Origin of the sequence: Metabacillus mangrovi, from assembly GCF_009711125.1 — a bacterium.
GTDB classification, from domain to species: Bacteria; Bacillota; Bacilli; order Bacillales; family Bacillaceae; genus Metabacillus_B; species Metabacillus_B mangrovi.
Window position 1 is genome coordinate 1 of the sequence record NZ_WMIB01000022.1, and the last position, 22117, is coordinate 22117.

Consider the following 22117-nt stretch of genomic DNA (forward strand, 5'->3'; position numbering starts at 1 on the left):
CAGTCCCCACATCCTTTAAAGCAGCAGGGGACAGAGGAACAGCGCTGCAATCCCTTATGTGCCAAGGGCTAAGAAAAATGGTGCCGGAGCTTTAGTCCTTTAGCGAAGTGCGGGACTGTCCCCGATTCTGTCTCTTCCCCATTCAATAAGAAGGCAATGATGTGCCAAGTGCCTCGGTAGCCTGCTCCAGGTACATTCCCACATTTACCAGTGCTTCTGTACACTTCCCGATTGCAATAAGATCTCCATTTTCGATGGCAGCGGGGTAATTTTCTGTTACATATTCAATTTCTGTTCCTGCCTTCAGGAGCAAGCTGTGGACTTCAGCCATTTCTGGCGGCGGGCTGAGAGCTTTCAGCGCATCACTTGTGCCCTGCAGTAAAACTAGAGAGGCAGCCATTTCCGATATCCAATCTGGATCTGTTAAAAGGGAAGGATCCTGACTCGCTTCCAGATTTAACGTTCCAAAGTCGAAAAGTCCAGCTGCCATCTGATTGAGGATGGGGCTGATTGCATCCAAATACTGAAGCTCGCCGGCATCGGGAGCAGGTTCAGGCGCCAAATCCTCAGGTGCAGGCTCCGCTATCGGTGCCTTCTCTTTATCTTGCTCAGGTGCTGCAGGCTTTTCCAATGCAGCCGGTTTTTCTTCTTGAACAGGCTTTTCATTCACGACACATCCGCTAAGCAAAAACAGTGAAGCTGCTAATAGGGATAAAATTTTAATCAACTGGAGGCCTCCTTGTACGTACCCTTTTTGGTATGGGTTATCGTATGGAGGGAGGCGGAAGGCGGTGCATGGCTATTTGAGGGGGGCAGTCCCGCGAAGCTTCACCGAAGCGGGGGACAGAGGCCTGGAGCTGCAATCCATTGGTGTACAAGGGTTTGAAAGAGGAGGTGCCGGAGCTTTAGTGCGGCAGAGAATGTGGGGACTGGCACGGGGGCAGTCCCCACATCCTTTAAAGCAGCAGGGGACAGAGGAACAGCGCTGCAATCCCTTATGTGCCAAGGGCTAAGAAAAATGGTGCCAGAGCTTTAGTTCTTTAGCAAAGTGCGGGACTGACCCTCCCCCCGCCCCCGCGTTTGCTCGTCTGACCAAGCTAAAAACACCCATCCCCTCATCATTCCTGCCCGCCGTATTTCCTCATGCTCATCCAATAAAACACTCCAAATAGCACGACCGACCACAGCAGTGAAATTCCTGCGTTTACCTCACCTGCTTCAAAGAGTGCAGGAAGCTCGCCGCCGACAGATTGTTTGTCTGAGAAGAAGAGAAACAGGAAGATGTTGTTGGCGGCATGTGCTCCGATCGACAGCTCGGCGGTGCCGGTTTTGACAGCAACGTACGTAAGCATGAAGCCGGCGAATAGGTATTCGAGCCCGACAAATAGGGCGGACCTGCTCATTTCGGGATTGGCAAAGTGAAGCGAGCCGAAAATCAGCGCGATAATCAGAGACAGCAGAAGGGGGTTACGCACTCCTTTTCCAATCCATTGAGCGAGAAAGCCCCGGAAGAAAAGCTCCTCAACCGTTGTCTGGATCGGTGTGAAAATAAGAACGAGCCCAAACAATAATAGAAATTGTGAAGGGGACGTACCGGGGTTAACTTTAAATCCCTCCTGGAAAATAAGCAAATCAGCGACGTTCAGCAAGAGATAGATTCCCAAGAATACGCCGAATCCCCAAAAAACTCTCCCCCACTGTACGTGATCTCTGTGTGTGACGAGTGACCGGAGCGGCCGTTTATGAATGAACCTGACCGAAATAAAGAGGCCCAGCAGCCAGAACAGGTAAACAGAATTCAGTAACATGAATTCGATATAGGGAGACAGGCCAATGGATCTCCCAAGTTCTATATCAAAATAAGAATCTCCATCAAGCTGAATCGCCATGATCAGAGAGAGGCCGTATGCGATACCGCCGATTAACAGAAAGCCAAGAACGACCGCAAGAGAGGACAAGTAACGCTTCCAAGAGTTTCTGCCGGAAAATGAATCTAAATAGCTGCTCATGATACAATCCCTCCGCATTCATTACAAAAACAATACAGTTTTTTAACATAAATAACATAATTTAGGTATGGTAAATTATATATAATGTTTCTAGAATAGTTAAATTTTACTATTTAAATCTAGGTAAAAAGAGGTGATGTTTATGAAACTGCCGTTAAAATGGAAAAACTCTCTTCCCATCTGCAGCCTGGCCGGGAGCATAGGTGAAGAGAGCAGGCAATGTAGGCCTGCACATATCATATCATTAATTTAGCAGACAAGGGGGGATACGATGATTAGAGAGATTGAAAACGAATATTGGATTACGAAAAAAACGATGGCTCTTGAGTTAAAATGGGATAGCCTCGGCTATGCGTATACCATTATTCATGAAGAGTATCAGAAGCTGATGATTCGTAAATCTGCAACGTCCATCATTGAAGAGAACTGTGTGTTTTATGGGAGCAGTTATAAGGGAAGATTAAAGGCGTCCGGAGAAATCCTGATCGGACAGAAGCTCCTGCCGGTATGTGTGTGCGAGTTCAACGATATCTATATGTTCCCGACAATGTCACCCCGGAGTGACGGGGTCATCTGGCTTTCAGTCGAGCATGTAAAAGATGTGCGCGCCTTTAAAAATAAGTCGGTGGCGATCTTAACGAATGGGGAACAGCTGTTTATTCCTCTATTAAAGGAGTACATAACGAGCAAGGTTGGAAATACCTCTCATCTTGCCATGACGTTTCAGCAGCGGAGACGCTTTTTGCTGGATGACCAGTATCGCCCGACCAGAAAATAAATAGCAAAGGGTGGCCCGCTCCTGCAGGTCACCCTTTTGTGTATTGTTCTTCCAGCTCAGTGAGGAGCGCTTCGATTGGTTTAGGACGGCTGAAGGTGTACCCTTGTCCCTGGTGGCAGCCGATGACTCTCAGAAAATCGGTTTGCTCATCTGTTTCAACACCTTCGGCAATTACAGTAAGGCTGCTGCTTTCGGCGATTTGAATGACAGCCTGCACGATGGCGGCATCCTCAGGGTTGGAAAGAATATCCTGTATGAATGACCGGTCAATTTTAACGATATCAATCGGCAGGATCTTCAGGTAATTCAAAGAGGAGTAGCCTGTTCCGAAATCATCGAGGGCAATTTGGATGCCTTCTTTTTTCAGAGAATGGAGCTGTTCAAGTACAAGGTCAAAATGGCCGATTACGACGCTTTCCGTAATCTCAATTTTAAAACGGGACGCCGGGACCTGATGCTTGGCGAGCACTTCCATAATAAAGCCTGGAAGGGAGTCGTGGTAAAACTGCTTAATGGAAATGTTGACGGCTACGCTGAGTTCGTGATGCCCATGCTCCATCAGTTTTCTCATGTCGGAAGCAGCGCGGTCAATCACCCACTCCCCAAGACGGCGGATAATCCCGGTTTCCTCTGCAACCGGAATAAATTCGGCTGGCGATACCCGGCCGAGACGGGGATTTTCCCAGCGGATCAAGGCCTCAAGACCGGTCATTCTGTTCGTTTTCAAATCCAGCTGAGGCTGGTAATGCAGATGGAATTCCTCAAATTCAATGCCCTTTTGCAGCTCATTTTCAATCATGACGCGTCTGGCCAGATTGCCGCTTAATTCGGGACTGAAAAATTCGAATGTGTTTTTCCCTTTTTCCTTTGCACTGTACATGGCAATGTCGGCAGTGGAAATTAAGCCTTCGATTGTTGTAGCGTGTGCAGGGTAAAGACTGATGCCTATACTGCAGGTAACACTTACCTCGTGTTCACCGATCACAATCGGCTTGGAAATATCCTCCAGCAGCTTTCGTGCAGCAGCAGCTGCAGAATCTTCTCCCTCTGCGGGCAAAGCAATCAGGAATTCATCGCCGCCGTGGCGGCAGAGGATCGCGCATTCTCCACATATATTTCGGATCTTATTTGAGAGCTCTCTCAACAGTTCGTCTCCTGTATCATGGCCCAGGGAATCATTGATTAGCTTGAACCGATCCAAGTCACAAAACATTAACGCCAGTGAGCGGTCAAACTGCCCTGACAGGCGAAGCTCCCGTTCCAGCTGTTCTGTAAAGGAATACCGGTTATGCATATTCGTCAACACATCATAATGGGCAAAATACTCCAGTTTTTTCTGCTTGGATTTTAGTTCCTGCATGATTTGGTTAAAGTCGCTGATCAGCTGTTCGAAGCTCTTCGTAAGCCTGGATACCTCCATGATGCTTGTTTTCGGCCAGGCAATTTTCTGGCCGGCCATTTTTGCAGGAGAAACCTGCTCGGTAATGATAGACAGGCTCCGGATTGAATTGACGAGAATGTTGCTCAGCCAGTAGGCAAGAAAGATGGACATGCCGATCATCATCAGGATCATGCCGAAAAGCTTAATGTAGCTCATGTACAGGCGGTCTTGGTACGGTTCAATTTCAACAGCAGTAAAAAGATTCCATGGGATTAACGGTACCGCTGTTCTTTCAGCCAGGGAAGATTCTTTCCAGCGATTCATCTTATTCTCACTTTGATCCCCGCCAGGCTGCATAATAAAAGAGGAATTTGGATCTGCAAATTCGGAAATTTTGCCGTTTTTAAGCTGGCTCAGCCTGTACATGGAAAGCAGCTGTTCATCATAAAGACTTACTTCAATGTTTTCGCGGGGTTCCATGCGGTTCAGCATCATGAGCAGATCCTGAATCCGGTAGGTGGCAACCGCAAATCCGGTATATTTCTCTTCATGGAACGGAACAACGATGCTCGTCATTTGCTCCCTTGTAAACTGGTTCAAATAAACGTCCGTCACATAAGGATTCATTTTAGTCAGCTTTAGAAAAGGAATATGGTAAAAAGGGAGATTCGATTTCTCCGAATAGATGTAATCAAGGTCTTTCCGGTGATTAAACACGTATATATCCTGTACATAAGGCAATGAGCGGCCGAGTTCCTGCAAATGCTGCTGCATATGTCGGCTGTCTTCTGATATATATAGTTTCAACGTATTGAGAGAAGCACGATGGGCGGATTCCCAGCTTGACAGCGAGGATGAAATCATTTGCTTTTTTAAAGAAGCGGTCTGTTCCAAGCGGACAAGTTCCTCTTTATATTCTTTGTTTCCCTCATAGACAAGCATAAACATAGAAGGGATCAGGAAAATGGAAGTAAATGTGATAAACAGTACTTCCTGAAAACGTTTGGGTTTGAATCTTTTTAAAACGTATTGCTGATAGAGTAGGTGGAAAATGGAGAAGATCAGGGAATTAAGAATACCGTTCACCATATATTTCAGGCCTACAATCGTCGTATCGAGCAGATCTGTGCCTAAAAAACCGAAGTACGTTAAATAAACGAGGGGGATTCCGGCAAAAAGCCAATAGACGGCGACCAGGATGGCAGGGTTCATGCCGCTTCTGCGCTGAAGCCAGTAAACGGCTGCTGCTTCACAGGTCAGAAGAATGATTCCGAAAACATGTCCCCACAAAAAGAAAGTAGCCGTACTGGCAATAAGGGAAGCTGCCAGACCTGCCCTTAATCCATAAGTGAAAACAATGATGAAAACAAATACAGAACCAAATAAAAAATCAATTCCAAAGAAAATTTCAACGGAGAAATAATTGAAAAGAACAGCAAGGATCGTCAGTGGAAGGGCCCCAAGCCAGGAGAGTGAGTGTTTACGTTTTGGAGTCAATGTCATCACCAAAGTAGAATTTTGTCGGATTTTGCAATCTGCAAGCTAATTATATGAGGTTTAGGAATATTGCGCTAGGGGAATATAGATAGATTGAAATAAAATGAGTCTTATGAACTACTTTTCTCATAAAAGAGAAGCCGATTGCAGCGGAAGCAAATAAAAAAAATCCGGCAGGAGCCGGATTTTATTTTTTTAGAGCAGTGTCAGTCGAGATCTCAAGGCTTTTCTTAAGCTCGTTTGTAAGAGCTGTCCGGTTTTCCTCAGGAACCTCCAGATAATAAATCCCGTCAATTTTTGTATCATTTCCTTTAATTGAATGCTGGATCATCTTTTGACTGGCATCACGGTAGTTGGAAACCATATTCCACATATTATCAAAGGAAAGATTCGTCTTAACATTATTTTCGACTACGCCGAGCATATCACCAAACTTAGAAATCGATTGAATGTTTGCCCCTTTGGCAATGACCGCTTCAATCACCATTCTTTGTCGGAGCTGACGGCCGAAATCGCCATCCGGATCCTCGTAGCGCATGCGGCTGTATTTAAGAGCCTGTTCTCCTGTCAATGTAATGGGTCCTTTTTGGAACGTTTCGTTTTCATATTCGAAGGCGAGGTGATTGTCAATCGTTACACCGCCGACCGTATCAACGATCTGCTTAAAGCTTTCCATATTTACTTTAACGAAATAGTCAACGTCTACACCGAGAAAATTTTGAACGGTTTCAATGGCCATTGTCGTTCCGCCGAATGCGTAAGCGTGATTGATTTTATCAACCGTGTTATGACCGATGATCTCTGTTCGGGTGTCCCTTGGAATACTGACCATATGCATTTCCTTTTTGTTTGGATTAACGGTCATATAGATCAGGGAGTCGGAGCGGCCAGCATCCCCATCCCGTTCATCCACACCCATTAACAGGATGGAAATCGGTTCTTTCTTAGCAAGGTCAGCTACAGGGTTTACCCGCTTATATTCTGCCTTTTCCTGAATGACAGCAACTGCATCGTTCGTTCGTTTAACCAGATAACCTGCATACACAGCGGTGCCTAAAAGAAAAACCCCGATAATAGAGATCGTCACCAACAGCCATGTCTTTTTTTTCTTTCCTTTTTGAGTCCTCACTCGTTTTCGCCCTCGTTTCATTAATCTATATAGTCCATAAGCCAAAATGGATAGAATTGTTAGTCTAACTGAAAGAATTTTGCCATAATTTGAAGAAAAAGTCTATCTTTTTTTGTGAAGCTGCTTCCTGTATGACGCTTGAATGGGTGAAAAGGTTTCATAAATGGGCAATAAAAGACAGGATTTTGATTCTGCTTTCTTAAGCATCCGTCCTAAACTAGCTATACTGCTTGAATCGTCATTCCCCGGGAAATTTCCACAATATATTCCATGAAATTATCTTCTCAAAAAAAGAGGAAAAGGCAGTGGGACAACGTATTTTAATAGTTGGAATAAAATTCCGATAAAACGGGGGTAACAGAGTGAAGAGAAAAAGCAGAAAGTCAATGGGGGCTGTGCTTGCGGGACTGCTTGTTTTGAGCACCGTACAAGCCGGACCGGCAGCTCAGAAGGCAGCAGCTAAATCGGGCCTTCCATTAGAAGAGGTGTTTAGAAATAATCTTTCGGACAAAAAGAAAGAGAGCCGCGAAACGTTTGATGAGCACGTACTGATGGTGAAATATAAAACACCTCTTTCCGTTTCAGACCATCGCCGGGCAGGCGGGAAGCTGCTGCAGCGGGTACCGGGCCTCAGCTATGACGTCGTCAGTGTATCAGGGAAGTCTTCATTGGAGGCAATTGCAGAAAAGTACTCAAAGTTATCCAATGTAACCGCCATTGCAAAGAGCGCCTTGGTTGAGAAGCATGGATACCCCGATATAAAGGCAAGTTCCATGTACCACTTGAAGGGGCTGAAGGTGGATGAAGCAGCAAAACTTGCCGGTAAAAACAAAGTGCGGGTTGCTGTGATTGACGGAGGAGGCGATACGAAGCATCCGGAGCTGAAGAGTAAAATAAAAGTAAGCTATAATGTGAAAAATCCGCTGCAAAAGGGTCTTGCTGATCCCCATGGAACACATGTGGCAGGAATTATCGCAGCAGCTAAAGGAAATGGAGAAGGCGGTTACGGAATCAATCCTGATGCAGAAATTGTCTCGATTGATGTGTTTAACCGGAATCCTTATACCAATGACTATGTCATTGCGCAGGGCGTGCTGAAAGCTATTGAATTGAAGGCTCAGGTCATCAATATGAGCCTTGGCACAGATATTTCCTCACCAATATTGGAAGAAGCTGTGAAGAAGGCGGTTGATGCTAACATTACGGTAGTAGCTTCTGCAGGAAATAGCGGGACAAACATGCAATTATATCCCGCATCCTATGATGGTGTCATTTCTGTAGGGAGCACAAACAGCAGCAGCAAGCTGTCCGGCTTTTCCACGTATGGCCCTTCAGTAGATGTAACGGCACCTGGAGATGCGATCTATTCTTCTTTTTATGACATGGAGAAGGGGTCTACCTATGCGAAGATGAGCGGAACCTCTATGGCTTCTCCTGTCGTAGCGGGTACTGCTTCCCTGCTTTTGAGCAAAAATCCGAAGCTTACACCTTACCAGGTTAATTATATTCTGAATAAAACAGCGAAGGATGCCGGAAAAAAAGGCTATGACCTAAGCTATGGAAATGGCCAGGTTGATCCGGTGGCTGCACTGAAGTTTGATGTGAAGAAGATCCCTGCAGATCCGAAGGTGAAGCAGGATCGTGTTCTTGCTTCGGCTATTTCGCTTACCGCTGAAGACGGTAAACTGAAAACGGTGAAAGGGTCTTTTAAAAAGCTGAATCAGACGGATTATTACAAACTGCCAGTGAAAAAGGGCGAGAATGTTCAGCTTCAGCTCAAGGAAGCAGGAGATTATGACCGCATACTGGGTATTAGCTTTTATAAAGGAAAGAACAGCAGGCCCGCTTATTCGGAATTGGTAAACGACCGGAAAGAGAATGGCAAAGAAGGCAAGCTGTATGAAGCAAAAGAAGACGGAGTTTTGGTCGTATCTGTGAAAAATGCTTACGGGAACTACAGTGAAAGCGGTGCTTCTCCATATGAGCTCTCTATTGAAAAGCGTTCAGCAAAGCTTGAGGATGGAAATACGAAAGAGACGCCTGCAAAGATCCTGAAGGCTCCTTTTGAGACAACGGCTCCGCTCTATTTTACAGATGAGGGAAATTCGGAAGGTGACAGTGATTATTTTGAATTCAACTCGGATATGCTTCAACCGGGATCGAAAGTCAGGCTCAATCTTTCCGGAGTGCCGGGGATAGATTCCAGCCTGCACATATATGCGAACACCAAAGAAGAATCGGAAGAACCCGGTGAATCGGGAGAAGAGACTGAAAATGAAGTGGAAATAGCGGATAATGGAGGATCAGGTGAAGGGGAGAGTATTGTATTCATGCCTGAACCGGGCACAGACTATGTGTTCGAAGTTTCCAATAAACTGAATCTCGAAAACTTCGATAGCAAGGAACAAAGCCAGTCAGTTGATTTTTATGGAAGCTTTACTTCTTTTATCCCGTATAAACTGTCTTTAGAAAGCAAAGTCCTTCCTGACGACGAGGATCAATATCCTGAGGCAGGATCAGAAGAAGAGGATTCCTACGAGGAAACAAACCAAAAAATTATCGAACAAGCAGGATCTATTACGGCCGGCAAGGAAAAAACAGGCTATCTTCAGTTCATGGAAGACGAGGATTGGTATAAATTCGTCCCTTCAGGCCATGCCATCTATGAACTGTCTTTCCGTGATGCAGCCGATAGCAAGCTGCCGCTAATGGAAATTTTCACGTACGACGAGGAATTTGAAGAATTTCATTTCGTTGGTGCCAATACGAATGACGGCTTTACAGCCTCGCCTAAATACAAAGCAGGGCTCAAAAAAAATCAGGCTTATTACATCCGTCTGACTGGACAGGAAGGCTCACTCCTTCCGTATCGCCTGACGATTAAAATGCTGGTGGATAAAACAGCTGATACCTATGAAGACAATGATCATTATGAGGATGCCAGACCAATCAGTTCAACCTTGACCGGTAACTTTTCTTCCGTTGGAGATCTGGATTTCTACTACTTCAAACCGGCAAAACCTGGAGTGTATTCCTACCGGCTTCTACCGGTACCTGAACAGGTCCGTTCCGGGATTCAAAGTGAATTTAGAGGAGCGATTGATCCTGTTGTTGTAACAATTGAGGATTCCAACGGAAACGGCAGGATGGAGCCTTCTGAAGAAGGGAACTTCATGCTTGGCGACTACACAGGACCAAATGAGCCGGAGACTGGATCCATTGATGCAAAATCACGAAAAGGCTATTTCATCGCAGCATTTAATTATGATCCGTTTGCTGTATCGATGGTGCCTTATAAATTGTCGATAGGTTCCATTTCAAAAGTGGATGAGGACAGGGGTTCTGTTAAGAAAAACAATATCCCGTCCAAACCATTGTCCCTGAAAAACGGGAAGGGATCGGGATATTATCATACCTTTGGCGACACGGATACGTATAAGTTCTCCTTATCCAAAAATGGCCGTATCACATTTGCCCTCTCTTCTCCATTCGGACTGGATGGGAAGGTTACAGTACATGATGCCTCCGGCCGGCTTGTGCGCACTTCCGATGTTTACAGCACGGGAGATCCTGAAGCCTTTATGGCCGATCTGAAAAAAGGGGTATATTATGTGACGGTGGAGGAGAGTTCTGAGCGGGTGAGTATGTATCCGTATGAACTCACCGTTAAATAGTTTTGTTTCTCTATAATACGGCGGAACCCGGCACTGATTAGCAGCGCCGGGTTTTTATGATTTAGAAAAAGATAAAAATGTCAGTCTTAAATTTATTTTAGTATTTCGCTCTGCGCCAACAAGAAAATTAATTTAAAAATATCCTCCCCTTCCATAAAATGTAGTATACTATCAAAAGGCAATTTAACTATTGGAGGAAGTATCTTGAAAAAAGCAGCGATTATACTCACGATTATCATTTCGATTGCTAGTATTGCGGCAGGGAAGATTTACTGGGATCAAAAAATAGAAAAGCAGACAGCCTCCGAAGAACTTCTTGCTTCATCATCAGCGGAAACAGACATCCAGCAACCTGAAAACCTGGAGAATGGTTCTGCTCCATTAACAAAAAATCTCCCTAAAGCAGTGAAGGAAGCTATTGTGAACGCAGAGAAAAATCAAAAATCCTTAAATTTTGTTATTTTTGGATCAGATACTTCTGGTAATAATAAAAACTCCTGGATGAGCCGGTTCGAGAACAACATAAAGGAAAGTTATCCAGCAGGACTTATTCAAGTTAAGACTATTCTTATTAAAGACAAAACATCCAAAGAAGTGCTTAATGAATCGTTATATGAAAATGTAGTGAAAGCAAGTCCTGATCTAGTATTGGTTGAACCTTTTTTGTTAGAGGATAATGGTAAAATCGGGATTGAAAACTCCCTATCCAATCTCACATCGATCCTTGGCAACATCTCAAATGACGGCAGCAAGCCGATTATTATGATCCAGCCTTCTTATCCATTATACAATGCTGTATTTTACCCGAAAGAGGTTGGCAAGCTTAAAGAGTATGCTAAAAAAGAAGGATATGCATATGTTGATCATTGGAGCAGCTGGCCCAAAGGCAATGATCCAGCTCTAAAAGACTATATTGAGGAAGACGGCTCCGGTCCCTCGTCTAAAGGACATGAAGTATGGGCTGAACACTTATCAGAATACTTTATAAGCAAACTATAGGAACCCGCAGGACTTTGTCCTACGGGGTTTTTTTATGGTTTAGAGATGGAAGTATAGGATCAGTTATGTGGAAGCATATGTCATAAAAGCAGTTGAAATATCGTGTTTTGTAATAGTAATGTAATAAAACGTAAAAAAATTGTAACCTGTTGTCAAAAAATAATTGGTAATATAAGACTACCAAACAAGTAAAATCCTTCGGAGGTAACAAATGAAAAAGAAATGGTTGGCAATCTTGTCCCTTACGCTTGCGTTCAGTACTGTGAAAATATACTCAGCCGAAGCTGCTTCAGTCTCTAAGGAAGAACGGATTGTTCAAGAAGCAAAACGATACATAGGAACTCCATACCGTTATGGTGGAACTACTGTAAGAGGTTTTGACTGTTCCGGATTTGTTGGTTATACCTTCAAGAAGTCTGTTAAAAAGGTTTTGCCGCGTACTGCGGCTGACATGTATAAAAAAGGAAGCTCGATCAGCAAATCGAAACTGAAAAAAGGAGATTTGATCTTCTTTAGAACTTCAAGCAAGAAAAGCCCGTCTCACGTAGGAATCTATACAGGAAGCGGCAAATTTATTCATGCATCCAGTTCAAGAGGTGTAAGAGTTGATTCTTTGAGTAATTCTTATTGGAAGCCTAAATATGTAGGAGCAAAAAGAAACTAACCTACTGTTTCAATACCCTCAACTAAAAATTTAAAAACCCGGTATTCGGGTTTTTTTCTTGGGAATTTTTATTTTTATAGTCTAATAGCCTGGAAAATACCATGTTTATGCCGATATAAAAAGATGTGCAGGAAAAATGGCTTTTCCTAAGACTGAACACTAAATGGGGGACCTGAAATGAAAAAAAAGTTAGTGTCGCTAGCAGCAGCTGCTGTTCTTGCATTTCCTGCCGGAGCAGCCGCAGCCGGAACAGAACCGCTCGTTTCCATTGAACTTAAGAGATTTATAGGAGATCAGGCAAAATCGGTTGCTATCCAAAGCGAAGGGTCCTATAAAATTGATAATGCGAATGTTCGAATATCCGGTGCTGACCGGTATGATGTGGCAAATGGAATTGCCTCTTCCGGCTGGAGTACGTCTAATACGGTGTTCATCGTAAAAAGAGATGCTTTTGCAGACGCATTGTCCGCAGCGCCGCTCGCAGCCCAGTTGGATGCTCCGATTCTTTTGACAGACTCAGCAAAACTTACTGAGAAAACAAGAGATCAAATTGAAAAACTGAAGCCGGATAATATTGTGATTGTCGGCGGGAAAGTAAGTGTCAGTCAGACAGTCGAAAACCAGCTGAAATCGATTAACGGAATCAAAGAAATTACCCGTTACGCAGGTGCTAACCGCTATGAGGTTTCTGAGAATATAAAGTCAGATCTCTCCGGCGGTACAGAAACAGCCGTTCTCACAAACGGTGAAAAATACCATGATGCTTTGTCCATCGCTCCTTATGCAGCGACTAATAAATTCCCTATTTTGCTGACGAAAAAGGATCTGCTTCCTAAAGAAACACTTGAAGCTTTAAATGGGAAGAAGAAGGTCCTGGTCATCGGGGGAGAAGCGAGTGTTAGCAGTAAGGTAACGGAAAAGCTGAACTCAGCTGGCATTTCAGTTGAGCGGATCGGCGGTGCAAGCCGGTATGATGTGGCATCGAATATCGCGAAAAAGTTTTACAATGCAGCAGAGGAAGCGATCATTGCAAACGGCAGCAGTGCGGAGCCTGCTGACGCACTGACGGGTTCAGTGCTTGCTTCAAAACGGAATGCCCCAATCCTGCTGACATATAATAACAGGCTTCCGGATTCGGTTAAGCAGGTGATACAGGAAAAAGGAACCCGCTCATTCACGATCCTTGGAGGACCGGTTTCGGTAGCGCAAGCGGTGGAAAATGAGCTTCCGAATGCTTTGTACTTATCTCCGGGAACAAGCTACTTTGTCAAAGTGGAGAACAAGAGACTTGGGCTTTATAACGCTGCTGGAACAAAAATTAAGGATTTCGGTGAAAAGGGAACGGCTGTATTTGTCCCTGGCCGCTATTCTGAAGAAAATAAGCTGCTCATTAATAACAGGAAATATCTTGGTGCCATGAAGTTTGATGTAAAAAACGATCTATTCATCAAGCCTGTGAACATGAACATTCCTATGGAAGATTACTTGCGGGGTGTAGTGCCGGACGAGATGTATGCATCATGGAATATAGAAGCTCTTAAGTCCCAAGCTGTCTCTGCCCGGACATATGCTTACAAAAGGCTGAACAGTGCAATGAATGATACGGATTCCTTTCAGGTATATGGTGGATATTCTTCCTGGCACCACAACACAGACCTTGCTGTTCAAGGCACTAAAGGCCAGGTTCTAACACTCGATGGCATTGTTTTGCAGGATAGTGTTTATACATCAAGCAATGGTGGCTACACAGAATCCAGCTTTTCTGTACCTGGGGAGATCATTAAATCTTATCTCACTCCTAAACAAGACACTTATGATACGGCCTATAAGTGGCAGAACAAGCTGAATAGGGTACAAATTTCAACTACCGGCCTGGATATGAAGAAGCCGGATCAGCTGTGGATGAAAAAAGAAACAGACGAATCAAAACTTGCCGGCCTTAAAAAGCAACTGTTAAAAATTCACCCGGAGTCTGAATTTAAAGTGGTTTCCATCACTAATGCCTCTTTATCAACAATCAAAACAGCAAGCGGAAGACCGAGCAGTGTCGCCGTAAGTCTCGTTTATTATATAAAGCAAAACGGAAAATATGTGCTCGAACCAACAGGAGTATTCAAAAAACATCAGGAAACCTTCTCATTTGATGCAAATAAAATGAGATCGGTTCTTGGTACAAGCTACATTAAAGGTACGATGTTCCAATCCGTTGCAGCAGATTCATCGTCCTTTACCTTCCATGGCACAGGCTTTGGGCACGGTGTCGGTCTCAGTCAGCATGGTGCCAATAATAGAGCCAATAAAGGTGTTAAGTATCAGGATATCCTGAAATTTTATTATGAAGGTACTCAAATTAAAACCTTATATTAACAGCAGGTTAAAACACAGGAGGTAACGTTGAAGAAAACCGCAGCTTTTTTCGTACTACTGGCAGGCCTTTTCGTTTATGGAGCAAGTGCTGAAGCAGCGAACACGATTAAAAGATATGATGGATCAAACCGGATTAATGTAGCCGTAAGTTTGTCCAGGGACTGGAACACGTCCGGTACCGTAATCCTGGCCTCCTACAGCGCCTATGCAGATTCTTTGGCGGCTGCTCCGCTGGCTTACAGGCTGAATGCCCCGATCCTGCTGACCAATCCGGGAGGAATTCCGGCTGAAACGAGGACAAGAATCAGTCAGCTGAAAGCTTCCAAGGTTATACTGATCGGCGGAACATCAAGCATCAGCGGAAACGTGTACAATCAGCTGAAAGGCATGGGAATAAGTAGCGTTGAAAGAATTAATGGAAGAGACCGTTATGAAGTTGCAGCCAACATTGCTAAAAAGTTTCCTTCTTCATCTAAAGCGATTTTTGCTTCAGGTACTGCTTATGCAGATGCTCTGTCCATCGCTCCGTATGCCGCAAGAAGCGGGACTCCTATCCTGCTCGTTAGCAAGAACTCTGTACCGTATTCAACAAAAAGTGCCATATCCAGCAGGGGAATCAATAATGCGGTACTGGTCGGCGGGACTGCCAGTGTAAGCGACTCAGTCTATCATTCACTTGCCCCGACCCGCAAGAGAATAAGCGGAGAAGACCGCTATAAAGTTGCAGCGAATGTAGCTGCAGCATATAAGATGTCCAGTGATAAGGTATTTATAGCAAATGGACATGCCTATGCTGATGCGCTTGCAGGCTCTGTTGCTGCTGCCAAGCAGAATGCTTCTATTTTGCTGACGAAAGCCTCGGCTGTTCCAGGCAGCACGATGAGTCATATTAAAGTTCATAAAATGTCCGGGTTCTCCATTCTGGGCGGAACAAAATCTGTGTCTTCAAGTGTAACCAGCAGATTATCGAGTCCGCTCTTAGGCCGTAAAATCATGATTGATCCTGGCCATGGATACAAAGATCCGGGCGCTGTAAATAAGAACACAGGGCAAAAGGAAAAGAACATTGTATTGGACATCGGCAAAAGGACAGTCAGCAAATTATCAGCTAAAGATGCGTACCCTGTCATGACAAGGACAGGTGATACGTACCCTACCTTGGACGAAAGGGTAGAAATGGCTGTTAAGCAAAATGCAGATGTTTTTGTCAGCATCCATAATAACGCAAACATTAGTTCAAGTCCTGACGGTACTGAAACGTACTGGAGTACTAAATCCCCTGAAAGTAAGCTGCTTGCCGAAGAAATTCAAAAGCAGCTGGCAAGCGACCTGGAGATGGACAACAGGGGAGTAAAGACGGCAGACTTCAAAGTGATCAAGCATGGGTATATGCCGAGTGTGCTTGTGGAGGTGGGCTTTCTCTCGAATTCCAGGGAAGCTGCTCTTTTAAATCAGTCTGCGTTCCGCGATCGTGCGGCAAATGCCATTTACGAAGGTATCTATTACTATTTCCAAAAGTATGAATAACAACAAGATAAAGTATTGAACGATTTGTGAATTTTCTTCTGCATTTAAAGAAGCCTCCTTAATAGTTCTTTACAGATGTATAACAATTCTGTAAATTCTATAAGGGGGATTTTTTTTCATTCAGGTTTAATCTGGATGAAAATCGGGATTAATTAATTAGCACCTTATTTACCGGGGTTCAAAGTAGTACTTCTTTCTTAAAGCCGTTCTTGATGGGTGATTTGAACAGAAGAAAAATGGAGAACATAATAAAAAAATCTTTGCAGAAGTGAAACAAAAACCGGCTTCAAACAGTCAAAATAATGGGCGGGCTATTGAAGGCGGGCATATGGAATTAAGCCTAGACTAATCCCCCAAATCTGTTATAATATCCAAAGGTGAAATTCCGCGAAGCAGCGTGAATTTTGTCTAATGTGCTGCTCCATGCAGCTCCTGAAATCAGCCACGAGAAACCTGTGGTATCACACCGGCTGCATGAGAAGCCGTGAACTTAACCGAGAGGTGTCTTTGTAATGAGTGCAGAAAAAAGTTTTAACCTTTATAAAGAATATTCCATGTCCCAGTCTTACTCATTGATGCTAAGCCATGAAGCGAATAAGCATATGTATATGAAAAGAACGATGGACCTTGTCCTGTCACTGATTGGAGCTATTTTGGCCATTCCTGTTATCGCCATCTTTTCGATCCTGATCTCCATTGAGTCACCTGGTTCTCCTTTTTACCTTCAGGAACGCGTAGGAAAGAATGGAAAGTACTTCAAAGTCATGAAGCTTCGTTCCATGCGGCTGGATGCGGAGACAGGCAGCGGTGCACAATGGGCGCAAAAGAATGACCCTCGTGTTACAGCTATTGGGGCATTTATTCGCAAAACCCGCATTGATGAACTTCCCCAGCTGTTTAATGTGCTGAGAGGTGAGATGAGCATTATTGGCCCGAGACCGGAAAGGCCGATTTTTACCGCTCAGTTTAACGAAGAAATCCCCGGATTTACGGACCGCTTGATTGTGAAACCTGGACTGACCGGATGGGCGCAGGTTAACGGCGGATACGAAATTTCCCCTAAAGAGAAATTGGCGCTGGATATATATTACATCAACAATATGAGCCTGAAATTGGATGTCATGATCCTTTTCAAAACAGTCCGGGTCATCCTGACCGGCGAAGGCGCAAGATAGGAACATCATGTCAACCATAACGGGTAACATCTTAAAAGGAGCAAAATGGACAGCTTTGTCAACGGGTATTATTACCGTCGTTCAACTTGTCCAGTTTGCTCTTTTAGCTAAGCTCCTGCCGCCGGCTGAAATGGCAGTCATTGCTGCGATTACAACCGTCCTGATTTTTTCGCAAATTCTTCTGGATATGGGGCTGGGCGCCGCCCTTATACAAAAAGATGAAGTAAATGACAGAGAGCTCTCATCCTTATACTGGCTGAACATCTTTGTAGGTGTTCTTCTTTTCATCCTCTTATACGCAATCAGTCCGTTCATTGCCGATTTCTTCAATCAGGAAAGACTGACAGAGCTGATCAGAGTGACTGCTGTGATGTTTCTGATTGCCCCTTTTGGACAGCAATTCCAGTATATGCTTCAAAAGGAGCTTCGTTTTAATCTCCTTGCTAAAATTGAAGTCGTATCGACAATTGCATCATTTGGAGTTCTGCTTTTATTTTTTTATTTTACTGATGGACTGATGGCATTTGCCATTTCCCAGCTTTTTCTTCAATCCTTTAAAGGAATTGCTTTTGCGTATGTTTATTACAAAAAATGGAGACCATCTTTTCGTTTTTCATTAAAAGATGTAGCACCATTCCTTTCTTTTGGTTCGTTTCAGCTTTTTTCCCGTCTTGTTAACCGGATGGGATCGAACATCGACGTGTTTTTGATTGCTTATTTCTTAGGGAACAGGGAGCTTGGTCTTTACAATGTGGCCTACCAGCTGATCACCATTCCTGTTCTGAAATTGAATCCGATCATTACAAGAGTGGCATTCCCGGTTTTTGCAAAAAGCAAAAACGATATAGCAGCCGTCTCCAAGGGTTTCCTGGATGTGACCAAGATGCTTGCTTTGGTCACGTTTCCGATGCTCGCGGGTCTGGCGGCAGTGTCAGATGTCTTCTCTGTCGTTTTCCTTGAAAAAGCTTATTTCCCGGATGTCGTTCCGATTATTTGTGTCCTGGCCATTGTAGGAGCACTACGAGTCCTTATGAATCCGAACGGATCTGTCATATTAGCTAAGGGACGTGCGGATCTTGCGTTCTACTGGGACTTTGGGGTAATGATCCTCTACGGTGCAGCCTTGTATTTCGCCGCGCTCACAGGGGACTTGGTGATTGTTTCCTGGACATATGTTGCAACAAGTCTGATAAACTTTATGATTGGCCGCTGGCTGCTGAAAAAATTGATTGGATTAAGCTTGAAAGCCTACATGAAAACGCTTGTTCAGCCAATCATTATGACAGCGCTAATGGCTGTACCGGTCCTGCTGATCAATAAAATGATGCCTGGCACAGAGGGAGCCATTCTCCAGTTAGCTGTGTGTGTGACAGCGGGTGTCCTGATTTATGCCGCTGCTGTTTATAAGGTTTATGGTACTCTAATAAAGGCGAGACTTCCTAAACGATGGAGAGGGACTACATGAAAATACTTTGGATTACAAGCACCTATCCAACTGAAAGATCCCCTGGAGCAGGGGTGTTTCATCAGACACAGGCAGATGCGCTGATGAAGCAGGGCGTAGAGGTTCAAGTGATTTGTCCTGTCGCCCATAGCCCTAAGATTCTTCAAATGATTAATAAGAAATATAAAAAGTATGAGATAGAGGAACACTATACCCGGAACGGGGTACAGGTGTACCGGCCCAAGTATATAGCGGTTCCCGGCCAGCTGAAATGGGCCCAGCCGAGCAGGCGCATTGCCGGGGCAGTTATGAAGATCATCCGCGAACAGGGGCTGGAGTTCGACGCCATTCACGCCCACCTGGCTATGCCTTCCGGCGGGGCTGCAGAGATTGTCTCTAAAAAGACGAATAAGCCCTATTTTCTTACGCTGCATGGCAGCGATGTACATATTTATCCGGATTACAGTGAGAGTGCGAGAAAAGCATTCGTAAAGGCTGTCAGAGGTGCCTCAAAGGTCATCGCTGTAAGCAGAAAGCTGATCCAGAAAACAGCCGAGCGCAGCGGGGTGACCCCTGTGGAACTTCCGATCGGCATTAACCTCTCTAAATTCAAGGGAAACCCCGGGGTGTCCAAGGATGAACTGAGGGAAAATCTAGATCTTCCGAAAGGTAAGAAAATTATTTTATATATCGGCCGTCTTGTTAAAGAAAAAGGAATCGGAGAGCTGGTCGAAGCGATCCGGCAGCTAGATGATTCTTATATGTGCGTATTGATCGGGAACGGTCCTCTGATGGGTCAGTTAAAAGAAAACCCTGAATTGAGACAGAAAGTACGGTGTACGGGCGAAATTAGTAATGAGAATGTGCGGTCTTACCTGCTCGCATCTGATTTGTTCGCCCTTCCTTCATACAGTGAAGGGATGCCGACTGTCCTGATTGAAGCCCTGGCTTTGAAAATTCCGGTAGTTGCCACGAACGTAGGCGGGATACCTGAACTGATGGGAAGCAGCTCTCATTTGCTTGTTGAACCGAAAAACACCGCACAGCTTGCCGAAAGGATCACCTCTCTATTAGAAACGGATCTTTACAGCGATCAGACAAAGGAAGATCTTTACGCTAAAGTCATAAACAGCTTTGATGCAGACCGTAATGCAGAAAAGCTTAAAAAGCTTTACGAAGAAGTGATAAAATAGATAGAAAGTCCATTGAAAATGCTGTAAAATAAGTTCTTGTGAATAATTGGTAAAGGTGGATTGGAATAGATGACAGTTAAGAAAGTAATTATTCCTGCGGCGGGATTAGGGACACGGTTTTTGCCGGCGACAAAAGCACAGCCAAAAGAAATGCTGCCGATTGTTGATAAACCGACAATTCAGTACATCGTAGAAGAAGCGGTTGCATCTGGAATCGAGGATATTATAATTGTAAGCGGAAGAGGAAAACGTGCGATCGAGGATCATTTCGATAAATCCTATGAGCTGGAAGAGACTCTGGCTAAAAAGGAGAAGCACGCAATCCTTGAAGAAATTAAATCAATTTCCGAGCTTGCCAACATCCATTATATCCGTCAAAAGGAGCCGCTTGGTCTCGGACATGCGATCTGGTGTGCGCGCAAATTCATCGGCAACGATCCGTTTGGTGTTATGCTTGGCGATGACATTGTAGCATCAGAAACTCCATGCCTTAAACAACTGATGGACGTTCATGAGAAATACAACTGTTCTGTGGTCGGTGTGCAAACCGTACCTGAGCAGCAAGTATCCAAGTACGGTATTGTCGGTCCTAAAGGGGAAGAATTGGAAGAAGGCGTGCTGAATGTTGCTACGTTTGTAGAGAAGCCTAAGCTTGAAGAAGCTCCTTCCAATTACGCGATTATGGGACGGTATATCCTGACTCCGGATATTTTTGATATACTTGAAAACACACCGAAAGGCTCCGGAGGAGAAATTCAGCTGACAGACGCAATTAAATCCCTGAACCAGGTTCAGAGCGTCCTGGCTTATCATTTTGGCGGAATCCGCTATGATGTAGGAGATAAATTCGGCTTTATAAAAGCAACTGTAGATTTTGCATTAAATCGTGAGGATCTTCATGACAGTGTCTTGGATTACTTAAAGCAGATTGTAAATGAGGGCCTCAACACGAAAGGGTAGATACTGGTGAAAAGACTTGCAGTAGTTGGAACAGGATATGTAGGACTCGTTTCCGGAACATGCTTTGCAGAAATCGGAAACCAAGTGACTTGCTGTGATATTGACCAATCCAAAATTGACCTTCTCAATAAAGGGGAAATTCCCATCTATGAGCCGGGGCTTAAAGAATTGGTTGCAAAAAATTCGGAGGCAGGCCGCCTGTCTTTTACTACGGATATAGGTACGGCTATTCAGGATGCTGAAGTGGTGTACATAGCAGTAGGGACGCCAATGTCTGAAACGGGCGAAGCCGATTTAAAATATGTACGGGCTGTTGCACAGACAATTGGGGAGAACTTGAACGGGTATAAGGTGATTGTCAATAAAAGCACGGTCCCTGTCGGAACTGGGAAGATGGTGGAGGAAATCGTTCGGTCTGCCTCTAATGGAGCGTATGAATTTGATATCGTATCCAATCCTGAATTCCTAAGGGAAGGCTCTGCGATCAAAGATACGATGCAGATGGAACGCGCCGTTATCGGAGCTACAAGCGAAAAAGCAGCAGGAATCATTGAAGAACTGCACTCTCCTTTCCAGACTGCAATCGTCAAGACGAACCTTGAAAGTGCTGAGATGCTTAAGTACGCTGCCAATGCGTTTCTTGCAACGAAGATTTCGTTCATTAACGACATAGCCAACATTTGTGAGCTGGTAGGAGCAGATGTAACAAAAGTAGCGGAGGGAATGGGACTTGACAGCAGGATCGGCCCTAAATTCCTCAATGCCGGAGTTGGATTTGGAGGCTCGTGTTTCCCGAAGGATACGACAGCGCTTCTCCATATTGCTGAATCAGCGGGCTATGATTTTGAACTGATTAAAGCTGTTATTAAAACGAATATCCGCCAGCGGGAAACCGTTGTCCATAAGTTAAAGAATATATTTGGAGACCTAAACGGGCTGAACGTGTCTGTACTTGGTCTTGCTTTTAAACCAAATACCGATGATATGCGCTATGCTCCGTCAGTGGACATCATTCATGCGATCACTGAAGAGGGAGCTTCTGTTAAAGCATATGATCCTGTAGCTATAGAGGAAGCGAAGAAACAGATCACTGCTCCGATCAGCTACTATACAGATGTATACGAGACCATCCAGAACACAGATGTGTGTATCATTCTTACAGAATGGCCGGAGGTTCTGAGTCTGGACCTGAATAAAGCAAAAGAACTTATGAATAAGGCAATCCTGATTGATGGAAGAAATATTTTTTCTTTGACAGACGTTAAAGAAAAAGGCTTCATTTATCATTCTGTAGGACGGCCGCAAATTCAGTAGTAAAGG

15 protein-coding genes are annotated in these 22117 nt (G+C 44.4%); 11 read left to right on the forward strand and 4 right to left on the reverse strand.

Features of this window, described 5'->3' with window-relative positions:
• Positions 1-142: 142 nt before the first annotated feature.
• Complete coding sequence (locus GKZ89_RS16605; protein ID WP_155113538.1) at positions 143-727, reverse strand: hypothetical protein; 585 nt, start codon at positions 725-727, stop codon at positions 143-145.
• Positions 728-1118: 391 nt separating this feature from the next.
• Positions 1119-2009 (reverse strand): CPBP family intramembrane glutamic endopeptidase, encoded by an 891-nt coding sequence (locus GKZ89_RS16610; protein ID WP_162357001.1) that lies wholly within the window; start codon positions 2007-2009, stop codon positions 1119-1121.
• Between the two features lie 271 nt (positions 2010-2280).
• Here GKZ89_RS16610 and GKZ89_RS16615 point away from each other — a divergent pair, with 271 nt between their 5' ends.
• On the forward strand, positions 2281-2787 hold the full coding sequence (locus GKZ89_RS16615) for a competence protein ComK (RefSeq protein ID WP_155113540.1): 507 nt from the start codon (positions 2281-2283) through the stop codon (positions 2785-2787).
• 28 nt (positions 2788-2815) lie between these two features.
• Here GKZ89_RS16615 and GKZ89_RS16620 read toward each other — a convergent pair whose 3' ends face one another.
• Together GKZ89_RS16620 and GKZ89_RS16625 are read right to left on the reverse strand one after the other, a co-directional pair.
• Positions 2816-5665, reverse strand: coding sequence for an EAL domain-containing protein (locus GKZ89_RS16620; protein WP_162357003.1), 2850 nt, complete (start codon positions 5663-5665; stop codon positions 2816-2818).
• Between the two features lie 187 nt (positions 5666-5852).
• Positions 5853-6794, reverse strand: a complete 942-nt coding sequence (locus GKZ89_RS16625) for an LCP family glycopolymer transferase (protein WP_162357005.1) — start codon at positions 6792-6794, stop codon at positions 5853-5855.
• Between the two features lie 362 nt (positions 6795-7156).
• Between GKZ89_RS16625 and GKZ89_RS16630 the strand changes: the two genes are divergently transcribed.
• The 10 genes from GKZ89_RS16630 to tuaD all read left to right on the forward strand — a co-directional run bounded on the left by GKZ89_RS16630 (position 7157) and on the right by tuaD (position 22111).
• Positions 7157-10468: a S8 family peptidase gene (locus GKZ89_RS16630; RefSeq protein WP_155113543.1), complete on the forward strand. Its 3312-nt coding sequence runs from the start codon at positions 7157-7159 to the stop codon at positions 10466-10468.
• A gap of 204 nt (positions 10469-10672) precedes the next feature.
• Positions 10673-11467, forward strand: coding sequence for an SGNH/GDSL hydrolase family protein (locus GKZ89_RS16635; RefSeq protein ID WP_155113544.1), 795 nt, complete (start codon positions 10673-10675; stop codon positions 11465-11467).
• 211 nt (positions 11468-11678) lie between these two features.
• Positions 11679-12131, forward strand: coding sequence for a C40 family peptidase (locus GKZ89_RS16640; protein ID WP_155113545.1), 453 nt, complete (start codon positions 11679-11681; stop codon positions 12129-12131).
• Positions 12132-12308: 177 nt separating this feature from the next.
• Positions 12309-14498 carry a SpoIID/LytB domain-containing protein gene (locus GKZ89_RS16645; RefSeq protein WP_155113546.1) on the forward strand — a complete coding sequence of 730 codons (2190 nt, stop codon included), beginning with the start codon at positions 12309-12311 and terminating at the stop codon, positions 14496-14498.
• A gap of 27 nt (positions 14499-14525) precedes the next feature.
• Positions 14526-16025, forward strand: a complete 1500-nt coding sequence (locus GKZ89_RS16650; RefSeq protein WP_155113547.1) for an N-acetylmuramoyl-L-alanine amidase — start codon at positions 14526-14528, stop codon at positions 16023-16025.
• A 512-nt stretch (positions 16026-16537) separates the two neighbouring features.
• Entirely contained in the window at positions 16538-17200 is a 663-nt protein-coding gene (locus GKZ89_RS16655; protein ID WP_155113548.1) for a sugar transferase, read from the forward strand.
• A 7-nt stretch (positions 17201-17207) separates the two neighbouring features.
• Positions 17208-18665 (forward strand): teichuronic acid biosynthesis protein TuaB, encoded by a 1458-nt coding sequence (tuaB, locus tag GKZ89_RS16660; RefSeq protein WP_155113549.1) that lies wholly within the window; start codon positions 17208-17210, stop codon positions 18663-18665.
• Entirely contained in the window at positions 18662-19837 is a 1176-nt protein-coding gene (tuaC, locus tag GKZ89_RS16665) for a teichuronic acid biosynthesis protein TuaC (protein WP_155113550.1), read from the forward strand. The genes tuaB and tuaC overlap by 4 nt, the downstream gene beginning before the upstream one ends.
• Before the next feature lie 69 nt (positions 19838-19906).
• A complete protein-coding gene (gene galU, locus GKZ89_RS16670) occupies positions 19907-20797 on the forward strand; it encodes a UTP--glucose-1-phosphate uridylyltransferase GalU (protein WP_155113551.1) in 891 nt (296 codons plus the stop codon).
• Between the two features lie 6 nt (positions 20798-20803).
• Positions 20804-22111: a UDP-glucose 6-dehydrogenase TuaD gene (tuaD, locus tag GKZ89_RS16675; RefSeq protein WP_162357007.1), complete on the forward strand. Its 1308-nt coding sequence runs from the start codon at positions 20804-20806 to the stop codon at positions 22109-22111.
• The last annotated feature ends 6 nt before the right edge of the window (positions 22112-22117 follow it).